Origin of the sequence: Methylobacterium mesophilicum (genome assembly GCF_036441335.1) — a bacterium.
Lineage (GTDB): Bacteria > Pseudomonadota > Alphaproteobacteria > Rhizobiales > Beijerinckiaceae > Methylobacterium > Methylobacterium mesophilicum_B.
In genome coordinates, this window is record NZ_MLBW01000034.1 from 346,879 (window position 1) to 366,670 (window position 19,792).

A 19,792-nucleotide genomic window follows, 5' to 3' on the forward strand; every position below is an offset into this window, starting at 1 on the left:
CGTCAGAAGCCGATCTGGAGCGCGCCTCCGACGTCGAGCGCGTCGGCGAGGCCCTCCTGCAGACCGCTGCCGGCGCCGCGGGACGAGGCGAGCACGGCATCCAGCGCGTCGGGGTCCGTCACTCTCGTGCTCGTCGCGACCGCTGCCCACAGGCGGGCTTGGACCACCCGCACGTAGAGCACCGCGAAGAGCGGCGCGCCGACGAGGTAGACGAGGACGACGAGCCAGTGGAGCATGCCGAGATCGCCCGCCGCCTGGGCGGCGAAGATCAGCAAGGCCGCGACGACGCCCAGCACCGCCAGGAAGGCCAGGAGCGACAGCATGTAGACGATGTACGGCCAGTAGAACTGCCGCGCCTTCAGGCTCGAGGCGAGGCGGGCGTGACCGAGGCTGGCGGCGCCCATGAATGCCCGCGTCTCCCGGGCGCGGTAGTACGGGAGCAGCAGCAGCGCCGCGGGCACGCAGATCGCGGCCGCGAAGCCCATCGCCTGGAGGAGGATGCCGATCTTCGAGGCCGCGTAGGCGGGGTTGAGGATCGTCTGGCCGGCCTTGCCGCCGGGCTTCGGCACCAGGAGATCCGTGGGCAGCGAGAAGTCGACCGCAATCAGGAGGGCGACACCGAGCCCGATCAGCGGCCCCAGCCCGACCGCGTACAGCAGGAGCCAGGGACCGAGCACGCTGCGTCCCCGCGCCGTCGAGTGCATCCGGCTGGTGCCGACCAGGGTGTGGTCGATGCGGTAGCGCTCCAGGCTCGCCCGCATGAACGGGAAGGCCAGGCCGAAGGTGACGAGCGTGAGCAGCCACCAACCGCCCGCGCGAGCCGCGTAGGCGAGGCCCGATCCGTCCTGCCCGAGGCGGATGCCGCGCCAGAGCGTCCGCATCGCCCTGTAGCGGCGCCCGCGATAGATCGCGAATTGCCCGAGGAGGAACAGGAACACGAAGGAGATCACCACCGAGAACGGGGCCAGGGCGGGCGCCACGAGGGAGACCGCGAACAGAGCGACGTAGATCGGCACGAGGATCGCGAGCGCGACGAGGAAGCCGAGAAACAGTTCCTTGCCGGTGCCGGTATACTCGGCGGGCGAGCCGTCGAGCGCGGTGCGCTCCCAGAAGAAGCGGCGCAGATTGGTGACATACCAGAATCTGTAAATGCCGATGGTCACGATCGAGAGCAGGAAGCCCTTCAGCGCCAGCCCCGTGAGACCTTTGACCCGCGGGTCGAAGGTCACGGCGGCCACGCGCGTGCCCGGAGCGCCGCTCCGCGTGTCGAGCCGGGTCCCGGTTCCGGAATTCATGGGTCCGTCGAGTGTCCCGTCGCGCTTCGCGACGAGACACTAGGAAGCAAGGCCTGCGCTGACCAGTTCCGCGCGGCCGCAATTCTTTTCCGTCCCCGCAATGTGGTGCGGCGACCGTCCGAACTGCGGAGCGTCGTTAACGAGCGGTCTCCAGCGTCGGTCGCCGATAGCGTCGCTGTATTGACCAGATCGGCCGGGTGTCTTGGCGCTGGCAGCGCGATTGGACGACGGACCTGCGCGTCCGCCAAGGGGGCGGCGCCGCTCAGCTCAGGACGGCGAGAGCCGCCGTGAGGTCGGCGACCAGATCGTCCGGGTGCTCGATCCCGATCGACACCCGGATCGTCGCGTCCGTGATGCCGAGGCGGTCGCGCACCGCCTTCGGCACGCCCGAATGGGTCGTGGAGGCCGGGTGGCTCGCGAGCGACTCCGTTCCGCCCAGGCTCACGGCGAGCTTGAACAGCTGGAGGCCGTTGAGAACCCGGAACGCTTCGGCCTCGCCGCCGACGATGTCGAACGAGAACGTCGAGCCCGGCGCCGCGCACTGCCGGGCGTAGACCTGCGCCTGCCGCGATCCGGGCTCGAGATGCGCGAGATGGTGGAGGCGCGCCACCTTCGGGTGCGCCGCCAGCATCCGGCCGACGATCTCGCCGTTGCGGTTGGCCGCGCTCATCCGCAGGGACAGGGTCTCGAGGGAGCGCCCGAGCATCCAGCAGGAATGCGGGTCGAGACCGGTCCCGATCGCCGAGCGCAGCAGCCGCACCGGCTTCATCCGCGCCGCCGAGCCGAGGGCGGCGCCGGCGATCAGGTCCGAGTGGCCGCCGACATACTTCGTCAGGGAATAGACCGAGATGTCGGCGCCGTCGCGGAGCGGGTGCTGGAAGAGGGGGCCGAGCAGGGTGTTGTCGCAGACCACCACCGGCGCGCCGCCGCCCTGCCGGGCACCGATCTCCTCGGCCACCGCCCGGACGAGCCCGAGGTCGACGAGGGTGTTGAGCGGGTTCGAGGGTGTCTCGACCATGACGACGCTGACGCGTCCCGCCGCGGCCGCCCGGTCGGCCGCGGCGCGCACGCTCGCCGGGTCGGTACCGTCCGAGAACCCGAACGGCGCGATGCCGAATCCGGCCAGGGTCCTGGCGATCAGCGTCTCGGTGCCGCCGTAGAGGGGTTGAGAGTGCAGGATCGCGTCGCCGGGCCGCGCGAAGGCGAGGATCGTGGTGGCGATCGCCGACATCCCGGAGGAGAAGACCAGGGCGGCCTCGGCCTCCTCGAAGACGGCTAGCCGATCCTCGACGATCTCGCTGTTGGGGTGATTGAAGCGCGAGTACACGAGCCCCGCCGCCTCGCCGACCGGCGGCTCGCGCCGCCCGGAGACGTAGTCGAAGAAGGCCTTGCCGTGCTCGGCCGAGGTGAAGACGAAGGTCGACGTCAGGAAGACCGGCGGCTTCACCGCGCCCTCGGACAGGGCCGGGTCGTAGCCGTAGCCGAGCATCAGCGTCTCGGGATGCAGCGGGCGGTTGCCGAGCAGCTTCTTGTGGTAGCGGTCGTCGGACATGCTGGCCTCGCTCCGACAGGATCCCGGGCGGGGGAGCATGGCACAGCCGGGCCCGCTTCGAAACGCGGCGGAGGCTCGACGGGCGCCGGCGGAGGGAGCCCCGCCGCGGGTCTCAGCCCGACCGCGCCGCGCCGCCCGAATCGAGGCGCTCCAGGACGCGGGCGATGTCGGCCGTCGTCATCTCCCACGCGTTCTGGAAGTTGGCGACGACGCCGCGCATGAATCGCGGCTGCAGGCGCTCCGCTTCCGCCGCGTCGCCGAGATGGTCGAACAGGATCGCGTAGGCGAGCTGCGACGGCTCGGGACCTTCGTAGCTCCACTCGAAGCCCTTCCGGGAGTAGCACTTGGCCTCGACCCGATCCGGCAGCGGCGCCCCGTTCACCGTGACGACGATCCCGTCGATCGTCCGGTCCCCGGCATAGACCTTGTCCATCACCGCGCCTCCCGGATCCGGTGGCGCGGGGTGCGCCCGTCGGAGCGGTTGCGCATCACCTCGGGGAAGATCCAGAGGCTGACCACCATGAACGGGCCGAGGAAGGCCACGGCCCAGCGCGGCCCGGTCTGGCCGAGATGGCCCATGTAGAACCAGCCGGCGAGCGCCGCGAGCGCGACGGCGACGGACAGGCCGAACTTGATCGGAAACGGCATCGGATCCCTCCCGGATCGCGCGTGCGGGTCAGAGGACGAAGACGGCGCCGACCTGCTGCAGCAGGCCGAGGGCGCCGCAGAGGGCGGCGAGCACGATCGCCAGGCCCGCGACGCCGTCGCGCCAGCGCTGGGGCCAGAGGTTGAACAGGCCGGGCGCGAACAGCACGGCGAAGCCGCCCACGATCACGAGGCTCGACCAGCGGAGCTCGGCGACCCCGTAGGCGAGCATCCCGCCGGTCAGCGCCGCGAGCAGGAGCACGTCGGCCGCGATCAGCGCGCGGCCGAGGGGACGCGCCCTCAGGTCGGGGCGGGTCTCCAGCGGGAACATCCCGGCCAGCACGTAGAAGCCGGTGCAGGCGATCCCGGCGAAGAGGGCGAACCACGCCAGCGCGGCGACGTTCGGTTCGATCATGTCCATGGCGAGGCTCCGGTTTCGGCGAACTGCTCTGCGGGCTGCTCTGCGGACTACTCGGCGGGCTGCATCGCGCGGGGCTCGGGGGCGCCGGGCGTGCGCGCGGTCTTGCGCATGTCGGTCTTCACGTGGCGCGTGTCGTATCCGTTGAAGAGCGTTCCGAGGAGACCGCGGTTCAGGTCCGAGGTGCCGAACAGCCAGTCCATGATCGGGAACGTCAGGTTCATGTTCCGCTCCATCATGATCGACTGGTCGTGGTGGGCCGTGTGGTGCCGCCGGTTCGTGTTGATGAACGGCATGTTGCGGACGAACCAGTTCTCCTCGACATGGCAGCAGAAGTGCATGAACTCGTAGATCATGTAGATACTGGTCGTCGTAGTGATGAACAGCCACCCGACATTGGGCGTGAAGATGTTGCCGAGCACGATGGCGCCGGGGATCGACATCAGCGTGAACGTCGCCAGCGCGTAGGGCGGGAAGAATGTCACCCGGTAGTCCCGGTGGTCGGCGAAGCGCATTTCGTGGTCGGTGAAGAACTGGTGATGCTGCAGCGTGTGCCGATTGTAGACGGCCCGCCCGATCGGATTGCTCTGCGGCCGATGCATCACGTAGCGGTGGAGCCACCACTCGAAGAAATTGCAGAACAGGAACACGACCGGGACCGTGGCGAGTTCGATCCAGCTCGGCGCGTGGATGTTCGAGACGTAGATGTACAGGGCCGTGAGGCCGATCGTGTAGATGATCGCGATGTGCAGGAAGCCGTTGTACCAGCCGGCCACGCGCTGGCGATAATTGGCGCGGTAGTTCCGCTGCCGTTCGCTCATGCGGGTGTTGGCGAGTTCCATGGTGCGTCTCCTTGCTGGGAAGGGGATGACGATGCGCCCCAACCGGGATCGGTTCGTTTAGAGATACCGTTGATATATCAGTCGTCAACCTGACCGGGCGACGGCGCCGCCGCCCGGTCGGGGCCGGTCCGGTCAGTGCGAGATGGTCTCGAGGGACTTGCCCTTGGTCTCGATGCCCAGGAAGCCGACGCTCGCGGCGGCGATGACGAACGAGCCGGCGCCCAAGGCGAAGACGCCGCCGTGGCCAAGAACCGGCAGGATCAGGCCTATGGCGAAGGGCCCGATGAGCGAGCCGACGCGGCCGATGGCCGAGGCGCAGCCGGCCCCGGTGGCGCGGGCCCGCGTCGGGTAGAGTTCGGGCGTGTAGGCGTAGAGCACCGACCACATGCCGAACAGGAAGAACTGCATCATCAGTCCGTAGGCGATGAGCCAGCCGAACGACGGCGAGTGCCCGTAGAGGTAGGCCGCGACGGCGCTGCCCAGGAGCATCAGGACCGCCGTGGGCTTGCGGCCCCAGCGCTCGACGAGGATCGCCGAGGCGATGAAGCCCGGCACGCCCGCGAGCGAGATCAGGATCGTGTAGGTGACCGACTTGGCGACGCTGTAGCCCGCCTCCTGCAGGAGCGCGCCGAGCCAAGTGGTGAGGCCGTAGAAGCCCAGCAGGGCGAAGAACCACGTCAGCCAGATCATCACCGTGCGGCTGGCATAGCCGGGGCTCCAGAGTTCCAGGAACGAGAAGCGCCGCTCGCCCCGGGCCGGCTCCGGCAGAACGTGCGGCTCGGGCAGCGGACGCCCGTCGAGCCGCAGGGCGACCTTGCGCTCGATCTGCGCCATCACCCGGTCGGCCTCCGCGTGGCGGCCGCGATCCGCGAGCCAGCGGGGCGATTCCGGCACGAGGAAGCGGATCGCGAACAGGAACAGCGCCGGCACGGCCTGCGCGAGGAACACCGCGCGCCAGTCGAAGTGGCTGAGCAGCACGTAGCTGAGGCAGCCGGCCGCGATGAAGCCGAGCGGCCAGAACCCTTCCATGACGGCGAGATAGCGGCCGCGCTTGGCCGTCGGAAGGAACTCCGAGACGATGGCGAGCGCCACCGGAAATTCCATGCCCATGCCGAAGCCGAGCAGCAGGCGGGCATAGCCCAGCATCGTCGCGTCCGGGGCGTAAGCGCACCAGAGGCTGCCGAGCCCCCAGAACACCATGCTGATCTGGAAGACGACCTTCCGCCCGAACCGGTCGGCGAGCATCCCCGAGAGGGCCGCGCCCGCGAACATGCCGATGAAGCTCATGCTCGACAGGAGCCCCGCCTGGGCGGTCGTCAGACCGAACTCGGTCTTGATCGAGCCCAGGAGGAAGGTGAGCGAGCCGAGATCGATCGAATCAAAGAACCACGCCGTGGCGATGATGAGGAAGATGTTGCGCTGGAAGGCGGTCATCGGAAGCCGCTCGAGCCGCGCCGCGATCAGCGCGCCGGACCCGCCCGCCGCGCGGGCGGTGGCGTCCGCGGCCACCCGGTCCGGCAGCATGTCGCCGGCGGAAATCGCAACAGGCCCTGCCATGGCTCAACCTCCCTCATGTTCGTATGCGGCGAGTCGTCATGCAGGATATTACTAAGATGCGCAAGATATATCAGACGTATGCACTTGCACGGCGCGGCGGGTCGCCCCATGCACGCTGACGGTTGCGGTATGTGCGGGCCCGGCCGGGGCGGGAGGGTCGTCCATGAATTTCGTGACCGGGAAGACGAGTTCCGTCCGCGCTGCCGAGCGGGGTGGGAAGCGGGCTCGCAGGGCCGTGAAGGCGGCGTCCGACGGGCCGGGCGGCACCGACGATCTGCCCGACCTGACGCTGACCGACCGGGCCTACCAGCAGCTGGAAGAGATGATCACGACGCTGGTGCTCCCGCCCGGCCTCGTGCTCGGCGAGCAGAATCTGGTTCAGCGGCTGGGGATCGGGCGCACCCCGATCCGGGAAGCGCTGCAGCGGCTCGCCCGCGACGGGCTCGTCGTGGTCATGCCGCGGCGCGGGATCCTCGTCTCGGACATCAACGTGCGGACGCAGCTGCGTCTCCTGGAGACGCGGCGCGTCCTGGAGCGCCTGATCGCCCGCCTCGCCGCCGAGCGGTCCACCCGGGAGGAGCGCGAGGTCTTCGCGGGGCTCGCGCAGGACATGCGCGACGCGGCCGCGGCGTCCGACGATCTGGCGTTCATGCGGCTCGATCGTCAGTTCAACGAGCTGATCGCGACGGCCTCGCGCAACGAGTTCGCGGTGCGCTCCCTGGAGAGCATGGCGGGCCTGTCGCGCCGGTTCTGGTACCAGCACTACAAGCAGGCGGCCGACCTGCCGCTGACCGCCAACCTCCACGCGGACGTGTGCGAGGCGGTCGCGCGGCGGGACATCGATGCGGCCGGCGCCGCGTCGGACAAGCTCGTCGACTACATCGAGAGTTTCGCCCGCAAGACCCTGGATCTCTGAGCCGGACTCGCGGGGCGGTGCTTCTCGGCAGGTGAGGCGCGAGATCGCTCGATCTTCGTCGGAGGCGCGGTTCGAATCGGAGCGCGAGAATACGGTCGTCGCGGAGTCGGTAATGGACGCGAGCACGAGACGGGACGGTGACGGCGGGGGACGCCCCGTCTCTCGGCCGCGACGTGTCCGCAACCGTTCGCCCGCGCGAGCGGTGACGCGCGGACCGTCGTCACCGGCCGGGCGCCGCGGTCCGGCTGCTGACCTTGACGAGCTCGGTGAAGACTTGTGATCAAGTCGGTCGCGCGGGGACCGGCAGTGGCGCGTGCGATCGTGGAGTGACGGCCATGTTACGCGATAAGATGGCGGATCGGGTCGCGGCCGACGGCTTCATCGCCGCGCTCGATCAGAGCGGCGGGTCGACCCCCGGCGCACTGCGCCTCTACGGCATCCCCGACGACACCTATGCCGGCGACGCCGAGATGTTCGCGCTCATCCACGCGATGCGCGTGCGCATCATGACCTCGGCCGCCTTCACGGGTGCGAAGGTGCTGGGTGCGATCCTCTTCGAGGGCACGATGGACGGCAGCGCCGCCGGTAAGCCCGTCCCGGCCTTCCTCTGGGAGGAACGCGGGATCGTGCCGTTCCTCAAGGTCGACAAGGGGCTCGCTCCGGAAGACGATGGCGTGAGCCTGATGAAGCCGATGCCGGATCTCGACGCGCTTCTCGACCGCGCCGTCCGGCTCGGGGTCTACGGCACGAAGATGCGCTCGGTCATCAACATGCCGTCCGAGCGCGGCATCGCCGCCGTCGCGGAGCAGCAGTTCGCGATCGCGGACCGGATCGCGTCGCACGGGCTCGTGCCGATCATCGAGCCGGAAGTCTCCATCAAGAGCCCCGACAAGCCCGGCGCCGAGGCGCTCCTTCTCGCGGCGCTGGCACAGCGGCTCGACGCTCTTCCCGAAGGCCGGCAGGTGATGCTGAAGCTCACCCTCCCGGACGTGACGGACCTCTACGCGCCGTTGACCCGTCATCCGCGGGTGGCCCGTGTGGTCGCGCTGTCGGGGGGCTACGCGCGGAAGGAAGCTTGCGCCAAGCTCGCCTGCAACCACGGCGTGATCGCGAGTTTCTCGCGCGCGCTCACGGAGGGGCTGACGGCCGGCATGAGCGGCGATGCATTCGATGCGGCGCTCGCCGAGGCGATCGACGAGATCTACACGGCATCGGTGGACAAGCATCAGCGTAGCGAAGACTGACGTCATCCGGTCGACGGCGCTGAGGATTGCGCCACGAGGCCCAGGGCATCGTCGCCCTCCGTGACGATCGTCCCGCCCTGGGTCACCGTGACGGTGCCGCCGTCACCGCCCCGGCCACCGGGCCGCGCCGCCGGCATCGGGCTGGATGTCACCGTTGCCGCCGATGCTCTGGACGAGGCCGCCGAGGGCAAAGTCGCCGGAGGTCCGGACGGTCCCGGTCACGTCGACGCGCGCGCGTGTCGCCCCACACGCTCACGCCGACAGAACGGCGCCGAAGCTATGCCGGAGCCAGCACGTCCTCTGGGGGTTATACCCGGGCATCGTACCGGACATGTCGTCCCGATCCGCATGCACCTGAAGCGCGCAGGCACGGGGGTTTCGAAGTGACAAGCGACGGTTGGACGCTGGCGAATTTCACCGGCGCGATCCACCGGGGCGGCGTCGGTCTCTGGGCGTGGTCGCCGGCCCGGCGGGTGGCTCGCCTCGACAGCCTGTGCTGCGCGTTCTGGGGCGTCTCGGAGACCGTCGTCGACATCGACGCGCTGTTCGCGCGCGTCAACGCCGACGACCGCACCGGAATGGTTGAGAAATGGGCGGCCAGCGAGCGGGACCCGCATCCTTACTCGTTCGACTTCCGCATCGGCGAGGAGGCGGACGCGCGCTGGATCTCGGCGCGCGGCGTCGGTGGGGATGCCGGCCGGGTCGGAGACTGGATCCAGGCCATCTTCCTCGACATCACCGACCAGAAGCGGGCCGAGGAGGCCGAGCGGCTTCTGGCCGCCGAACTCGCCCACCGGGTGTCGAACATGTTCTCGGTGGCGCGGGCGCTGACGTCCATCGTCGCCCGGGACGCCAAGTCGGCGCCGCTGTTCGCCGAGGACCTGTCGCGGCGATTCGGCGTGCTGCACGAGGCGACCGTCCTGGCGACACGCGCGCAGAACGGCGAGGACGGCACCGTTCCGATGGCCGTCCTCGCCGAGCGCATCTTGGCGCCGTACCGGACCGGCGCCAACATCGAGATCGACATCGATGATGCGGTGGTCGCCCCCTCGGGCAAGCTGAACGACTACGCGATGATCTTCCACGAGCTCGCCACCAATTCGGCCAAGTACGGGGCCTTGTCGGGCGGCGGGACGCTGAGAGTTCAGGGACAGCTGGCCGGCGACGACGTGCGCGTGACGTGGCGGGAGGGGCCGGCGCCGCCGGACGTGCCCAAGGCCGACGGGACCGGCTTCGGATCGCGGCTGCTCAAGCAGACGATCGAGCGCAGCCTGGGCGGTCGCTTCGAGCGCACCATCGACGGAAGCGGTCTCCGCTTCGAGATGGCCGTCCCGCATTCCCGGATCGCGAGCCCCTGACGGCTGGCCTTCGCGTGCGGGTTCGCCAGCTTGCCGCCCGCGCCCGAAGAAGGACGGCCGACCCGATGGCGTGGGTCGCCTCATCCCGAGCCTGTCGATGGACGCGCTGGTCGAGGCCACGGACCGTCCGGTGACCCTCACGATCACCGCGGGCCGGGCGCGTGGCGGGGGCGCGGCGGTCGATATGCCGGGCGGGTCGGGTGCTGGCCGGATCCTTCCGGAGGACCGAGCCCGTGCCGGCACGCGCTGCGCACCCGGGGGCGGAGCGGAACGCCCGGGCCAACCTGGGTCCGATGCCCGACCGCGAGCGGGTGCCGGCGTTCAGCCCGTTCCCGTGCGGTATCAGCCTTCCGGAGAACGCTGCCAGGCAGTGAAAAGCCTGACTTTCTGACTGCACTTCCGTCAACGCGATGTAAATGGATATCTGTTTTCAAAAATACTGATAGATATCTGGACGATAGATCGCTGGAACTGGAAAATTATGCGAGAAGGATCTTGTATGTGCGGATATCGAATAGATTAAATTTCATGATGCGGGTCTAATCTGACCTCTTGCAGTAACGACAGGCCACAATCGGGCGAATGATTGGATCGAATATTGCAATGCAACAGATCTAAAAATCCTAGATGCGGAAAAATGTGGCCGTTTACGTCGAAAGAGGTAGCCCGAATAGGCTAGGCCGAATTCCTATCTAGTCGTATTCTGCTCGCATCAGCACCCTGATCGCGTTGCTCAACCTGAGCGACAGACAGCATCGCCCGGCCCGCCAGAAGGGTTTGGGTAAGCATCAATCAGGAGGAACGCGATGAGGACAACGCTGCTCTCGGCTGTCGCCGTCCTTGCCCTCGCTGGCGCGCCCTCGATGGCGCTGGCCGGCGGCAACGGAAACGGCAACGGCAACGGCAACATCGGTTCGGGCAACGGCAACGGCAACGGTAATGCCAACGCCGGCTCCTTGAACGGCAATGGCAACGGCAACTTCAACATCGGTTTCCTGAACGGCAACGCCAACGGCAATGGCAACGCGGGTTCCGGCAACGGCAATCTGAACGGCAACGGCAACATCTTCGGCGTCGGCAACGGCAACGGGAACGGCAACATCAACACCGGGAACGCCAACGGCAATCTCAACGGGAACCGGAACCTATTCGGGGTCGCCAACGGCAACCTCAACGGCGTGAACAACTTCGGCAGCTTCAACGGCAACCTCAACGGCAACCGCAACACGCCCTAACGCGAGGCCGTCAGAACGACTGCGACGGCCGCCAAGTGGGCGGCCGTCGGCACCGTGCTGAACGCCGACCTCACGCGAGGCCCTCGGAACCAGGGAGCATTGCGGTGAAAATACTCGTCCGAACCTTCTTTCTCTGGCCCCTTCTTCTGGCCCCCCTGCAGGCACAGGCTCAGATCTTCGCCATCGGCAACGGCGTGGGCAACGGGAACGGAAATATCGGGTCCCTGAACGGGAACAGCAACGGCAATTGGAACTCGGGCTCAGGCAACGGCAACGGCAACGGCAACGGGACCGGAATGCCCGTCGTCAACGGCAATATGGGTGCGTTCAACAGCGGCTCGAACAACATCGGAGCCTTCAACGGCGGATCGGGCAATGTCGGCGCCTTCAACGGCATGGGCAATACGGGAGCCGGCAACGGCTCGCACAATGTCGGTGCCTATAACGGGAACAACAACGCCGGTGCGGGGAACGGGAACTGGAATGTCGGTGCCGGCAACGGGAACTATAACGGCGGCAGCGGGAACGGGAACGGGAACATCGGCGCCGGGAACGGCAACCTCAATGGCAATGCGAGCCTGAACCTCTTCCGGAGGTGACGCCGATCGCGCTCGGGCCGAGCCGTCGAAGGGCCCGAACAGGCGCGAAGGTGTTCGAGGGCTGCCGGGAGTCCGGTGAGAGCACGACACACAGCGAAGACCGCATCACAGCCCGCGTCGGGACCGTTCGGCCGCGCCTCGCCACGGTGCCAGCATCGAAGGAGTTCGCAGCATGAGCGACGTGTTCCGACGTGTCACCCGCGGTGTCGCCATCGCCGTCTTACCGCTGCTTCCCGCCTCCGGCTCGGCCCAGGTGCTCCTGATCCCGCCGGCATCGGCCGGTCCGGGTCAGGGGTGGATCGCGGCGCCCCCCTGGCCCTCTCGCGACCTGCCACCGCGCGGCCAGCACGTGCCGCCGTGGAGCTTGCTCCAGCCTCTCGCCAGTTCGGGCACGCCGCGGCTCGCTCGGCCGCCCGCCGCGCCCGACGACCTCGCCATTCTCAACAACGGCATCCCTGCCTCATCGCGCCTGAACCTGATGAGCGGCGCGGGCAACGGGAACGGCAACGGGAACGTCGGGTCCAATAACGGCAACGGCAACCGGACGAACGGCAACGGCAATTTCGGCGTGGGCGACGGTGTCGGGAACGGGGGCGCCCCACTGTCTCAGGACTGATCGAGCCGTGAGCGCCGGCGACCCACCGGGATGGCGAGGCAGGTCGATGGCGTGCCGCGCTCTCGATGAAGGCTTAGCCGGACACGTCGGCAGCGGGAGGCGCCTGATCGCGGCCAGCTGCCGCGTGACAGCCGCCAGCTCCGGCAGGCACCGAAATCGCTCGCCGCACGGGCGACACTCTCCGGTTCATCGCGATGTCCGAATGCCCCGGGCCGAATCCATGAACGTCGAATGTCTCTCTCGCTCGGTGGGTTAGGTCGTGCTTCGACGATCATCGTCAGGTCAGAGTTCGTCGGTCCAGGTTCTACTGAGAATCTGTGGCCGCAGAGAGCGTCGAGAGCGAGAGTAGGCCGCGCGCGAGCCCGGTTCGGCCGCCCGGAGACGGGGATTTTCCGATCATCCGAGGCGTAACAGAGGGAGGGACGAATCGTGGCGCGATGGTTGCCCAACAACTTGATGACGCTCGGCTTCGCGGCGGTCGCGGCCTTCGGGCTGCTCGCCTGCATCAATCCCGAGGTCGGGGGCTTGGCGTCGGTGCCGCTTGGGTCGCCGGCAGTCGCGGCCGACCCGAAGGATGCCAAGGCTGCCGCACCGGTTCCCGAGGGCCGCTTCCTCACGGCGCCGGTGCAGCGCGGTGCTCTGGAGCAGCTCATCACCGCCACCGGCACCGTGCAGCCGGTCGACACGGTCGAAGTCGGCTCCCAGCTCGCGGGACAGATCGCCAAACTGTACGTCGACTTCAACGACCGGGTCCGGCTCGGCGAGCCGCTGGCCGCGCTCGATCCGCGCAGCTTCCTCGCCAAGGTTGAGGAGAACCGCGCCGCCCTCGCCATGGCGGTCGCCAGCGTGACGGTGCAGCAGGCCCGGCTCGACCGCGCCCGGGTCGACCTCGACAATGCCCGCGGCAACAAGGCGGTGCTTCAGGCCAAGCTCGAGAGCGCCCAGGCCGTGCAGCTGGCGGCCGAGCGCAACCTGGAGCGCAAGGTCGCGCTGCGCTCCCGCGAGGTCGCCTCGGCCGCTGTCCTGGAAGAGGCGCAGACCGACCTCGCTGCCCGCAAAGCCCAGACACGCGAGGCCAGCACCCTGCTCGACCTCAACGGTTTCGCCGTGGAAGCCGCCGTCGCGGAGGTCAGGCGGCTCGAGGCCGAACTGACGCAAGCCCGCGCCGCGGTGCCCCAGCGGCAGGCGAGCCTGCGCGGCGCCGAGATCGATCTCGACCGCACGGTGATCCGCGCGCCCACCGACGGCGTCGTGGTCGGCCGCTTCGTCAACCAGGGGCAGACGCTGGCAGCGGGCCTGGAGGTGCGGACGGCCTTCAACATCGCCAAGAACCTCGCCGAGATGGAGGTCCATGCCCGCGTCGACGAGACCGATATTGGCCGGGTCGCGGCTGGTCAGCGGGCGACCTTCGGGGTGGACGCCTATCCGGGCCGCCGGTTCGAGGCGGTCGTGCGGCAGGTGCGCAAGGCGCCGCTGGTGACGCAGAACGTGGTCACCTACACGGTGGTCCTGAAGACCGACAACCGCGACGGTCTGCTCCTGCCGGGCATGACTGCCCTGGTGAAGCTGACGATCCACAAGGACGCGGACGTGCTGAAGGTGCCTCTCGCGGCCCTGCGCTTCCGCCCCGAAGGGGTTCCGCCCCGCGATCAGGGCGAGCCCGCCGTCTGGGTGCAGGCGCCCGACGGCCGGCTGGAGCCGGTGCGTGTCGAGGTCGGCGCCACCAGCGCCGATCTCGTCGCCCTGCGCGCGCCCGGCCGCCTCGCAGAGGGCAGTGAGGTCGTGGTCGGGCAGGCAGAGGCGCCGGCCGGACGGCGCCTGTTCGGCGTCCGGCTGGGGTTCTGACGATGACGCTCCTCGCCCTGGACGCCGTGCACCGAACCTTCCAGATCGGCACTCTGTCGGTCCCGGTGATCCGCGACATCTCGCTCGGCGTCGATGCGGGCGAGTGCGTGGCCATCATGGGCCCGTCCGGATCGGGCAAGAGCACGCTGATGAACATGGTCGGGCTGCTCGACCGTCCGACCTCCGGGGCGATCCGCCTCGACGGAGCGGACACGGCACGACTGTCCGACGACGCCCGCGCCCGGATGCGGCGGGATTGGATCGGCTTCGTGTTTCAGTCCTACAACCTGCTGCCGCGCAGCACGGCGGTGGAGAACGTCGAGCTGCCCCTCATCTATGCTGGGGTCGCGCCGCGACTGCGCAGGCTGCGCGCCCGCGCTGCCCTGGAATCGGTGGGCATGTCGGCTCGGGAGCGGCATCTCCCCGCGCAGCTCTCCGGGGGGGAGCAACAGCGGGTGGCCATCGCGCGCGCGCTGGTGGGCGCTCCGGCGGTCCTGCTCGCCGACGAGCCGACCGGCGCCCTCGACAGCCGCACCGGCGCCGAGATCCTCGACCTGTTCCGCGAGCTCAACCGGAGCGGACAGACCGTGATCATGATCACCCATGATGCGGCGGTCGCGGCCCGGTGCGCGCGCACGATCCACCTCCGCGACGGCCGGATCCACGACGACGTGCGGGGCGTCGGCCCGCGGGCGGTGGCGGCATGAGCCTGTCTCAGACGCTCCTCGTCGCGCTGCGGTCGCTGCGCCTGAACCCGATGCGCAGCGTTCTCACGATGCTGGGCATCGTCATCGGGGTCGCCTCGGTGGTGACGGTGCTGGCGATCGGCAGCGGCGCGCAGGGCCGGGTGGCCGATCAGATCCGGGCGGTCGGCGCCAACGTCCTGATGATCAATCCCGGGACCGCGCAGAAGGACGGTGTCCGGCTCAAGGCGGGCACGCGGCTGACGCTGACCGAGGGCGACGTCGAGGCGATCCTCGCGCAGGTGCCGGAAGTCCGCGCCGCGGCCGGGTCGCTGTCGGGCAGCGCGCAGATCGTGCGCGAGAACAAGAACTGGAACACCGTCGTCAACGGCACGACGAACGGCCATTTCGTCGTGCGCGACTGGCTTCTGGGGCGCGGGCGCAGCTTCAACGGCACCGAGCAGACCACCGCCGCGAAAGTCGCGATCCTCGGCAGCGTGGTGGCAAAAGAGCTGTTCGGGCGCGACAACCCGATCGGCGCCGAGGTGCGCATCATGAGCGTGCCGTTCGAGGTGGTGGGCGTGCTCGACGCCAAGGGACCCGATCAAGACGACGTGGTCTTCGTGCCGCTCGAGACCGCCAAGCTGCGCTTTCTCGGCAGCGCGAGCGGCGTCAACCGCGATGCCGTCGCCTACATCGTCGCCAAGGCGGTCTCCGACGAGGCCATGGCCCGGGCGCGTGCCGGGATCGAGGCGCTCCTGCGCCAGCGTCACCGCATGGCCGCGGGCCAGGAGGACGATTTCCGGGTCTCCGACCCGGCCGCCGCCATGGATGCCCAGCGCGGCGCCACGCGGACGATCGCGCTGCTGCTGACCTCGGTGGCGGGCGTGTCGCTGCTGGTCGGCGGCATCAGCATCATGAACATCATGACGGTGACGGTCACGGAGCGGACCCGGGAGATCGGGATCCGGCGCGCGGTCGGCGCACGCGGGGTCGACATCCGCCTGCAGTTCCTGGCCGAGGCACTGGTGCTCTGCCTCCTGGGGGGCCTCGTCGGCGTGGTCCTCGGCACCGGGATCTCGCTGACCGTCGCGCGCACGGCGGGCTGGGCAACGGTCATCGACGCACAGGCTGTCCTGCTGTCGGTCGGGTTCTCGGCGCTCGTCGGACTCTTCTTCGGGTACTACCCGGCCCACCGGGCCTCCCGGCTCGATCCTGTCGACGCCCTCAAGATGGAATGATTCCGAGACGTCGGGCCTGTCCCGGCCCGGAAGGAGGCCAAGATGGTCCAGATCTGCGTGCGACGCGCGCTTCTCGACACCCACATCACCCTGACCGCGAGGGAGCAGGAGATCGCTCAATACATCGCCGCGGGCGCGCAGAATGACGGGATCGCCTACGGGATGGGGATCTCAGCCAATACCGTGAAGACGCATATCGGTAACATCCTGCGCAAGTTCGGGCTCCACAACCGGACCCAGATCGCGATGCTGCTCACGTCCCGTCCGGTGACCCCGATGCCAGCGCCGCACCCGCGAGCCCTGGCGGCCCGCGCCGCGGGTTAGCGGGCTGCGCCGACCGCCGGACGGTCTCCGCCTTGACACGGGGGCGGCGCCTCGGAGGCGAGCGGAGAGCCATGGGAGGACCCTCTGGCCCGGTCTCCGGGCCTGGAGCCGAAATCGCGGCATACTCGGACGCGGCGGCCGTGAAGCCCACCGACCGCTGCACCTCCGCTCCGGGGCCGGCGAGGCACGGCACGCCCTCGACCGCGAGGGCGAGGGCGACGTCGGGATCGTTGCACAGGATCTGTGTCGCCGCGACCCGGTGACCGAGACTGTACAGGGTCCGTGCGTAGAGACGCAGATTGCATCCCTTGTCGGTCAGGGTCCCGCCGATGGTGACGCCGAATCCCGGGCCGGCCCCGCCGGCGCTGGCGCTGCCGAGGCAGCTCTCGATCCCGGCCGCCGCGAGCCCCGGCGCCCACACGCCGGGCGTGTTCCGGCCGCTGCCGCTGCCGCCGATGTTCACCGAACTCGACGAGCCCGCCGCTGCGGCAGCGCCCAGGACGTTGTTGCTGCCGTTTCCGTTTCCGTTGCCGTTGCCGGCGCCCGAATTGCCGGTCCCGTTGCCGAGGCCGGACTGTGCCTGCGCACCCGTGACCGCGAGGCCGGCGGCGAGGACGAGAGTAGCGATGACCGAACGACGCACGCGCAATCCCTCCCTGGCGATGAGCGGTGCAACCCAAACGGATGGGCAGTATCTTTCGGAGGCCCGTTCATCTGGTCAATGCCCGCTGCGTGCCGGACGAACGGTAGCAACCGGAATACTCACCGATAGCTGATGAATTTCGTCACGTGCGGCAAAAATGGTGCGCTCGACCCGCAGCTCCGGGCCTCCGTTGCACCGACCGCGACGGCGATTGCTGGGCCGGCTCGATGTTCTGAGCAATCCGGCGTTGTATAGTTCCGCTGATCGGGAGGAAGGTCACGAACCGCCTGTTGATCGACGTCGTTGCCGATCGGACGAGCGTCGATGTTCCGACGTCATCTGACCCGAAGTCCTGATCCGAAGACGACGCCGTTCGAGAATGTCGCCCCGATTCTCCGATCCGGGCCGCGGCGCCCGACCTGTTCTCTGACCAACACAGCGCTCGCGCGGGCGGAGGAAATCACGCGGGTCAACGGGACGCACGCTTCCGACGAAACCCAGCGGCCGCGAGCGCGGATCTCGCGCACAAGGATCTCGTGGCTCTCACGATCGCCGTCGCGGCGATGAACGCGTTCAAGCGGCTCGGAGCGCCGGTCCGGCGTCCGGTCGCGATGAGGACCTGAGGCCCGTCTCGGTACGGTCCTAGCGGGAGTCACGGCGCCTTCCCGAGTCTCCGACCGGTCGGCTCAGACCGGATCGCCCCGCGCTCTCCCGGCATCACCTCGCGCGTTCCGTGCCGACGGCGCAGCACGGTTCGGCGTCCCGGATGCCCCGGGCGCGCATTCCGCGTTCCGCCCCCATCCGAGCGGCGCTGCCCGAAACCAGTCTCGTTGGCGCCAGCGTTCGGGACGAGCCGACCGCGTGGCCGACGCGTCTGGCGGTGCGCCCGGCGCCGCCGTCAGGTCATCGCGCCCGCATTCATCAACCCGGTCGGATCGACCGCCCGCTTGAGAGTGGCGAGCAGGTCCAGGCGGACCGGGTCGCCGTAGCGGCCGAGCAGGTCGCGCTTGAAGCGGCCGATGCCGTACTCGGCACTGAAGCTGCCGCCGAGGTCGATCGCGACCGCGTAGATCGCGTGGGCGATGCCCTCCTCGACCTCTCTCGTGAAGTCGATCCGGTCGCGTCCCCCCGGCACCAGCAGATTGAAGTGGATGTTGCCGTCACCGACATGGCCGTAGAACGACAGCCGCGTGCCCGGCGCCTGCTCGGCCACCACCGCGCCCGCTCGCTCCAGAAAGTCTGAGACAGCCGAGGTCGGGACCGCGATGTCGAGCTTCACCGAGCCGCCCGCGTGCTTCTCGGCCTCCGGGATCGTCTCGCGGATGGTCCACATCTCGCGCCGCTGCCGCTCCGACTGGGCCAGCACCGCGTCCTCGACGTGGCCGGCCTCCATCAGCGCCTCCAGCGTGCCCAGGAGGATCTCGGTGAGGGGAATGCGCTGCGCGGATGCGGAGAGTTCGAGCAGCACCGCCCCGCCGGGTCCGGCCGCGAGCCCGAGATCGGCGCCGCGCATGTCGGCGACGAGACCCAGCGACGAGGCCGAGATCAGCTCGAAGGTCGAGGCAAGATCGGCGGTCTCGCGCCGGATCAGGGCGGCGATGTCGGGGATCGGCGCGCGCGCCGCGAGCTGCAGCCAAGCGGTGGCGCGCTGCGTCTGCGCCGGCCAGAGCTTGAGCACCACGCCGGTGATGATGCCGAGGGTGCCCTCGGCGCCGATGAAGAGCTGCTTGAGATCGTAACCGATGTTGTTCTTGCGCAGCGTCCTCATGTCGGAGAACAGCGATCCGTCCGGCAGGACGACCTCCAGGCCGAGCACGAGGTCGCGCGTCATGCCGTAGCGCAGCACCTGCAGCCCGCCCGCATTGGTGCCGACATTGCCGCCGAGGCGGCAGCTCCCCTCGGCGCCGAGGCTGAGCGGCAGCAGGCAGCCGCTCGCCTCCGCGGCCGCCTGTGCGTCGGCGAGGATGGTGCCGGCATCGCAGGCCACGGTGAACCCCGTCGCATCGACGGATCGGACACGGTTCATCCGCTCGAGCGAGACGACGAGTTGCCGGCGACCAGGCTCCGGCGTCGCGCCCCCGACATAACTGGTGTTGCCACCTTGGGGCACCAGACCGAAGCCGCTGCGTGCCGCGAGGCGGACGATCTCCTGGACCTCCCCGGTCGAGCGCGGGCGCAGGACGCCCGGCGTCTCCCCCCGCATCAGCGAGCGCTGATCGTGGGTGTAGCGGGTCAAGCTGGCAGCGTCGGTGACGAGCCCGCCCTCGTCCAGCAGGTCGCGAAAGGCGGACAGATCGGGGGGCAGTGCGGATGACATCCGAGGTCGCTCGGTGCGTGACGGGGGGCGATGCTGGCGGCGGACGCCGTCGCGTCAGTGCCGAAGCGCGCCGGCACTCTATCCGGACGCCTCGACACGGCAAGAGCGTCGATACGGCCCCGGCGCCGCCCCCGGCCGCGAGCGCCACGCCGGCTGGATGGTCGGGCCGGGCTTCGGCGCCGTCGACGCGCAGGTCGTGGCGAACGTCGTGGCGAACGTCGTGGCGGCCGAGGCCATACGGGGCGACGGGCACCACGTCGAGGAAGCGCGCATCCCGGTGCTGGAGCGCGACGTCGCCCGCGACGCGTTCGACAGGCTCCACGTCACGGCCATGAGGCCGGCCTGCCGCGAGGCGACGTCCGGGCGCGAGGCCGAGATGTCCAGGATGGCCAAGACCACGCTGTCGCTGCCCGGCACCTCGACGAAGGACTACGTCGCGGCGGAGCAGGCGGCGGAGCGGCT

Annotated in this window: 19 protein-coding genes; 10 read left to right on the forward strand and 9 right to left on the reverse strand. The window is 69.3% G+C overall.

What is annotated here, in order from left to right:
• Window positions 1–2: 2 nt before the first annotated feature.
• From MMR14E_RS22310 to MMR14E_RS22340, 7 genes are all read right to left on the reverse strand, one after another.
• Entirely contained in the window at window positions 3–1,295 is a 1,293-nt protein-coding gene (locus MMR14E_RS22310) for a YjgN family protein (protein ID WP_331317308.1), read from the reverse strand.
• Window positions 1,296–1,557: 262 nt separating this feature from the next.
• The gene (locus MMR14E_RS22315) at window positions 1,558–2,847 is read right to left on the reverse strand and encodes a cystathionine gamma-synthase family protein (protein WP_331317310.1); all 1,290 of its coding nucleotides are present in this window, start codon (window positions 2,845–2,847) and stop codon (window positions 1,558–1,560) included.
• A 112-nt stretch (window positions 2,848–2,959) separates the two neighbouring features.
• Entirely contained in the window at window positions 2,960–3,280 is a 321-nt protein-coding gene (locus tag MMR14E_RS22320; protein WP_331317311.1) for a DUF6166 domain-containing protein, read from the reverse strand.
• A complete protein-coding gene (locus MMR14E_RS22325; RefSeq protein ID WP_020095789.1) occupies window positions 3,280–3,495 on the reverse strand; it encodes a hypothetical protein in 216 nt (71 codons plus the stop codon). Before MMR14E_RS22325 ends, MMR14E_RS22320 begins: the two co-directional genes overlap by 1 nt.
• Before the next feature lie 28 nt (window positions 3,496–3,523).
• Window positions 3,524–3,913, reverse strand: coding sequence for a hypothetical protein (locus MMR14E_RS22330; protein WP_331317312.1), 390 nt, complete (start codon window positions 3,911–3,913; stop codon window positions 3,524–3,526).
• A 47-nt stretch (window positions 3,914–3,960) separates the two neighbouring features.
• Entirely contained in the window at window positions 3,961–4,752 is a 792-nt protein-coding gene (locus MMR14E_RS22335; protein ID WP_331317314.1) for a sterol desaturase family protein, read from the reverse strand.
• Between the two features lie 132 nt (window positions 4,753–4,884).
• Window positions 4,885–6,309: an MFS transporter gene (locus tag MMR14E_RS22340; RefSeq protein ID WP_331317315.1), complete on the reverse strand. Its 1,425-nt coding sequence runs from the start codon at window positions 6,307–6,309 to the stop codon at window positions 4,885–4,887.
• Between the two features lie 163 nt (window positions 6,310–6,472).
• Here MMR14E_RS22340 and MMR14E_RS22345 point away from each other — a divergent pair, with 163 nt between their 5' ends.
• Together MMR14E_RS22345 and MMR14E_RS22350 are read left to right on the forward strand one after the other, a co-directional pair.
• A complete protein-coding gene (locus MMR14E_RS22345) occupies window positions 6,473–7,225 on the forward strand; it encodes a GntR family transcriptional regulator (protein WP_331317316.1) in 753 nt (250 codons plus the stop codon).
• Between the two features lie 335 nt (window positions 7,226–7,560).
• Window positions 7,561–8,469: a fructose bisphosphate aldolase gene (locus MMR14E_RS22350; RefSeq protein ID WP_331318613.1), complete on the forward strand. Its 909-nt coding sequence runs from the start codon at window positions 7,561–7,563 to the stop codon at window positions 8,467–8,469.
• A gap of 2 nt (window positions 8,470–8,471) precedes the next feature.
• Here the strand turns inward: MMR14E_RS22350 and MMR14E_RS22355 are convergent, their stop codons facing one another.
• The gene (locus MMR14E_RS22355; RefSeq protein WP_331317318.1) at window positions 8,472–8,621 is read right to left on the reverse strand and encodes a hypothetical protein; all 150 of its coding nucleotides are present in this window, start codon (window positions 8,619–8,621) and stop codon (window positions 8,472–8,474) included.
• Window positions 8,622–8,852: 231 nt separating this feature from the next.
• On the opposite strand from MMR14E_RS22355, the gene MMR14E_RS22360 reads away from it, so the two are divergent.
• The 8 genes from MMR14E_RS22360 (at window position 8,853) to MMR14E_RS22395 (ending at window position 16,370) form a co-directional block, all read left to right on the forward strand.
• A complete protein-coding gene (locus MMR14E_RS22360) occupies window positions 8,853–9,827 on the forward strand; it encodes a sensor histidine kinase (RefSeq protein ID WP_331317320.1) in 975 nt (324 codons plus the stop codon).
• 806 nt (window positions 9,828–10,633) lie between these two features.
• The gene (locus MMR14E_RS22365; protein ID WP_331317321.1) at window positions 10,634–11,062 is read left to right on the forward strand and encodes a hypothetical protein; all 429 of its coding nucleotides are present in this window, start codon (window positions 10,634–10,636) and stop codon (window positions 11,060–11,062) included.
• Window positions 11,063–11,166: 104 nt separating this feature from the next.
• On the forward strand, window positions 11,167–11,661 hold the full coding sequence (locus MMR14E_RS22370) for a hypothetical protein (protein ID WP_331317323.1): 495 nt from the start codon (window positions 11,167–11,169) through the stop codon (window positions 11,659–11,661).
• Window positions 11,662–11,833: 172 nt separating this feature from the next.
• Entirely contained in the window at window positions 11,834–12,277 is a 444-nt protein-coding gene (locus MMR14E_RS22375) for a hypothetical protein (protein WP_331317325.1), read from the forward strand.
• Window positions 12,278–12,706: 429 nt separating this feature from the next.
• Entirely contained in the window at window positions 12,707–14,122 is a 1,416-nt protein-coding gene (locus tag MMR14E_RS22380) for an efflux RND transporter periplasmic adaptor subunit (protein ID WP_331317327.1), read from the forward strand.
• 2 nt (window positions 14,123–14,124) lie between these two features.
• Window positions 14,125–14,829, forward strand: a complete 705-nt coding sequence (locus MMR14E_RS22385) for an ABC transporter ATP-binding protein (protein ID WP_331317329.1) — start codon at window positions 14,125–14,127, stop codon at window positions 14,827–14,829.
• Complete coding sequence (locus tag MMR14E_RS22390; protein WP_331317330.1) at window positions 14,826–16,046, forward strand: ABC transporter permease; 1,221 nt, start codon at window positions 14,826–14,828, stop codon at window positions 16,044–16,046. Before MMR14E_RS22385 ends, MMR14E_RS22390 begins: the two co-directional genes overlap by 4 nt.
• A 42-nt stretch (window positions 16,047–16,088) precedes the next feature.
• Window positions 16,089–16,370: a LuxR family transcriptional regulator gene (locus tag MMR14E_RS22395; RefSeq protein WP_331317331.1), complete on the forward strand. Its 282-nt coding sequence runs from the start codon at window positions 16,089–16,091 to the stop codon at window positions 16,368–16,370.
• 1,541 nt (window positions 16,371–17,911) lie between these two features.
• On the opposite strand, the gene MMR14E_RS22400 is transcribed toward MMR14E_RS22395, so the two are convergent.
• Window positions 17,912–19,330 carry an FAD-binding oxidoreductase gene (locus MMR14E_RS22400; protein ID WP_331317333.1) on the reverse strand — a complete coding sequence of 473 codons (1,419 nt, stop codon included), beginning with the start codon at window positions 19,328–19,330 and terminating at the stop codon, window positions 17,912–17,914.
• Window positions 19,331–19,792: the final 462 nt, after the last annotated feature.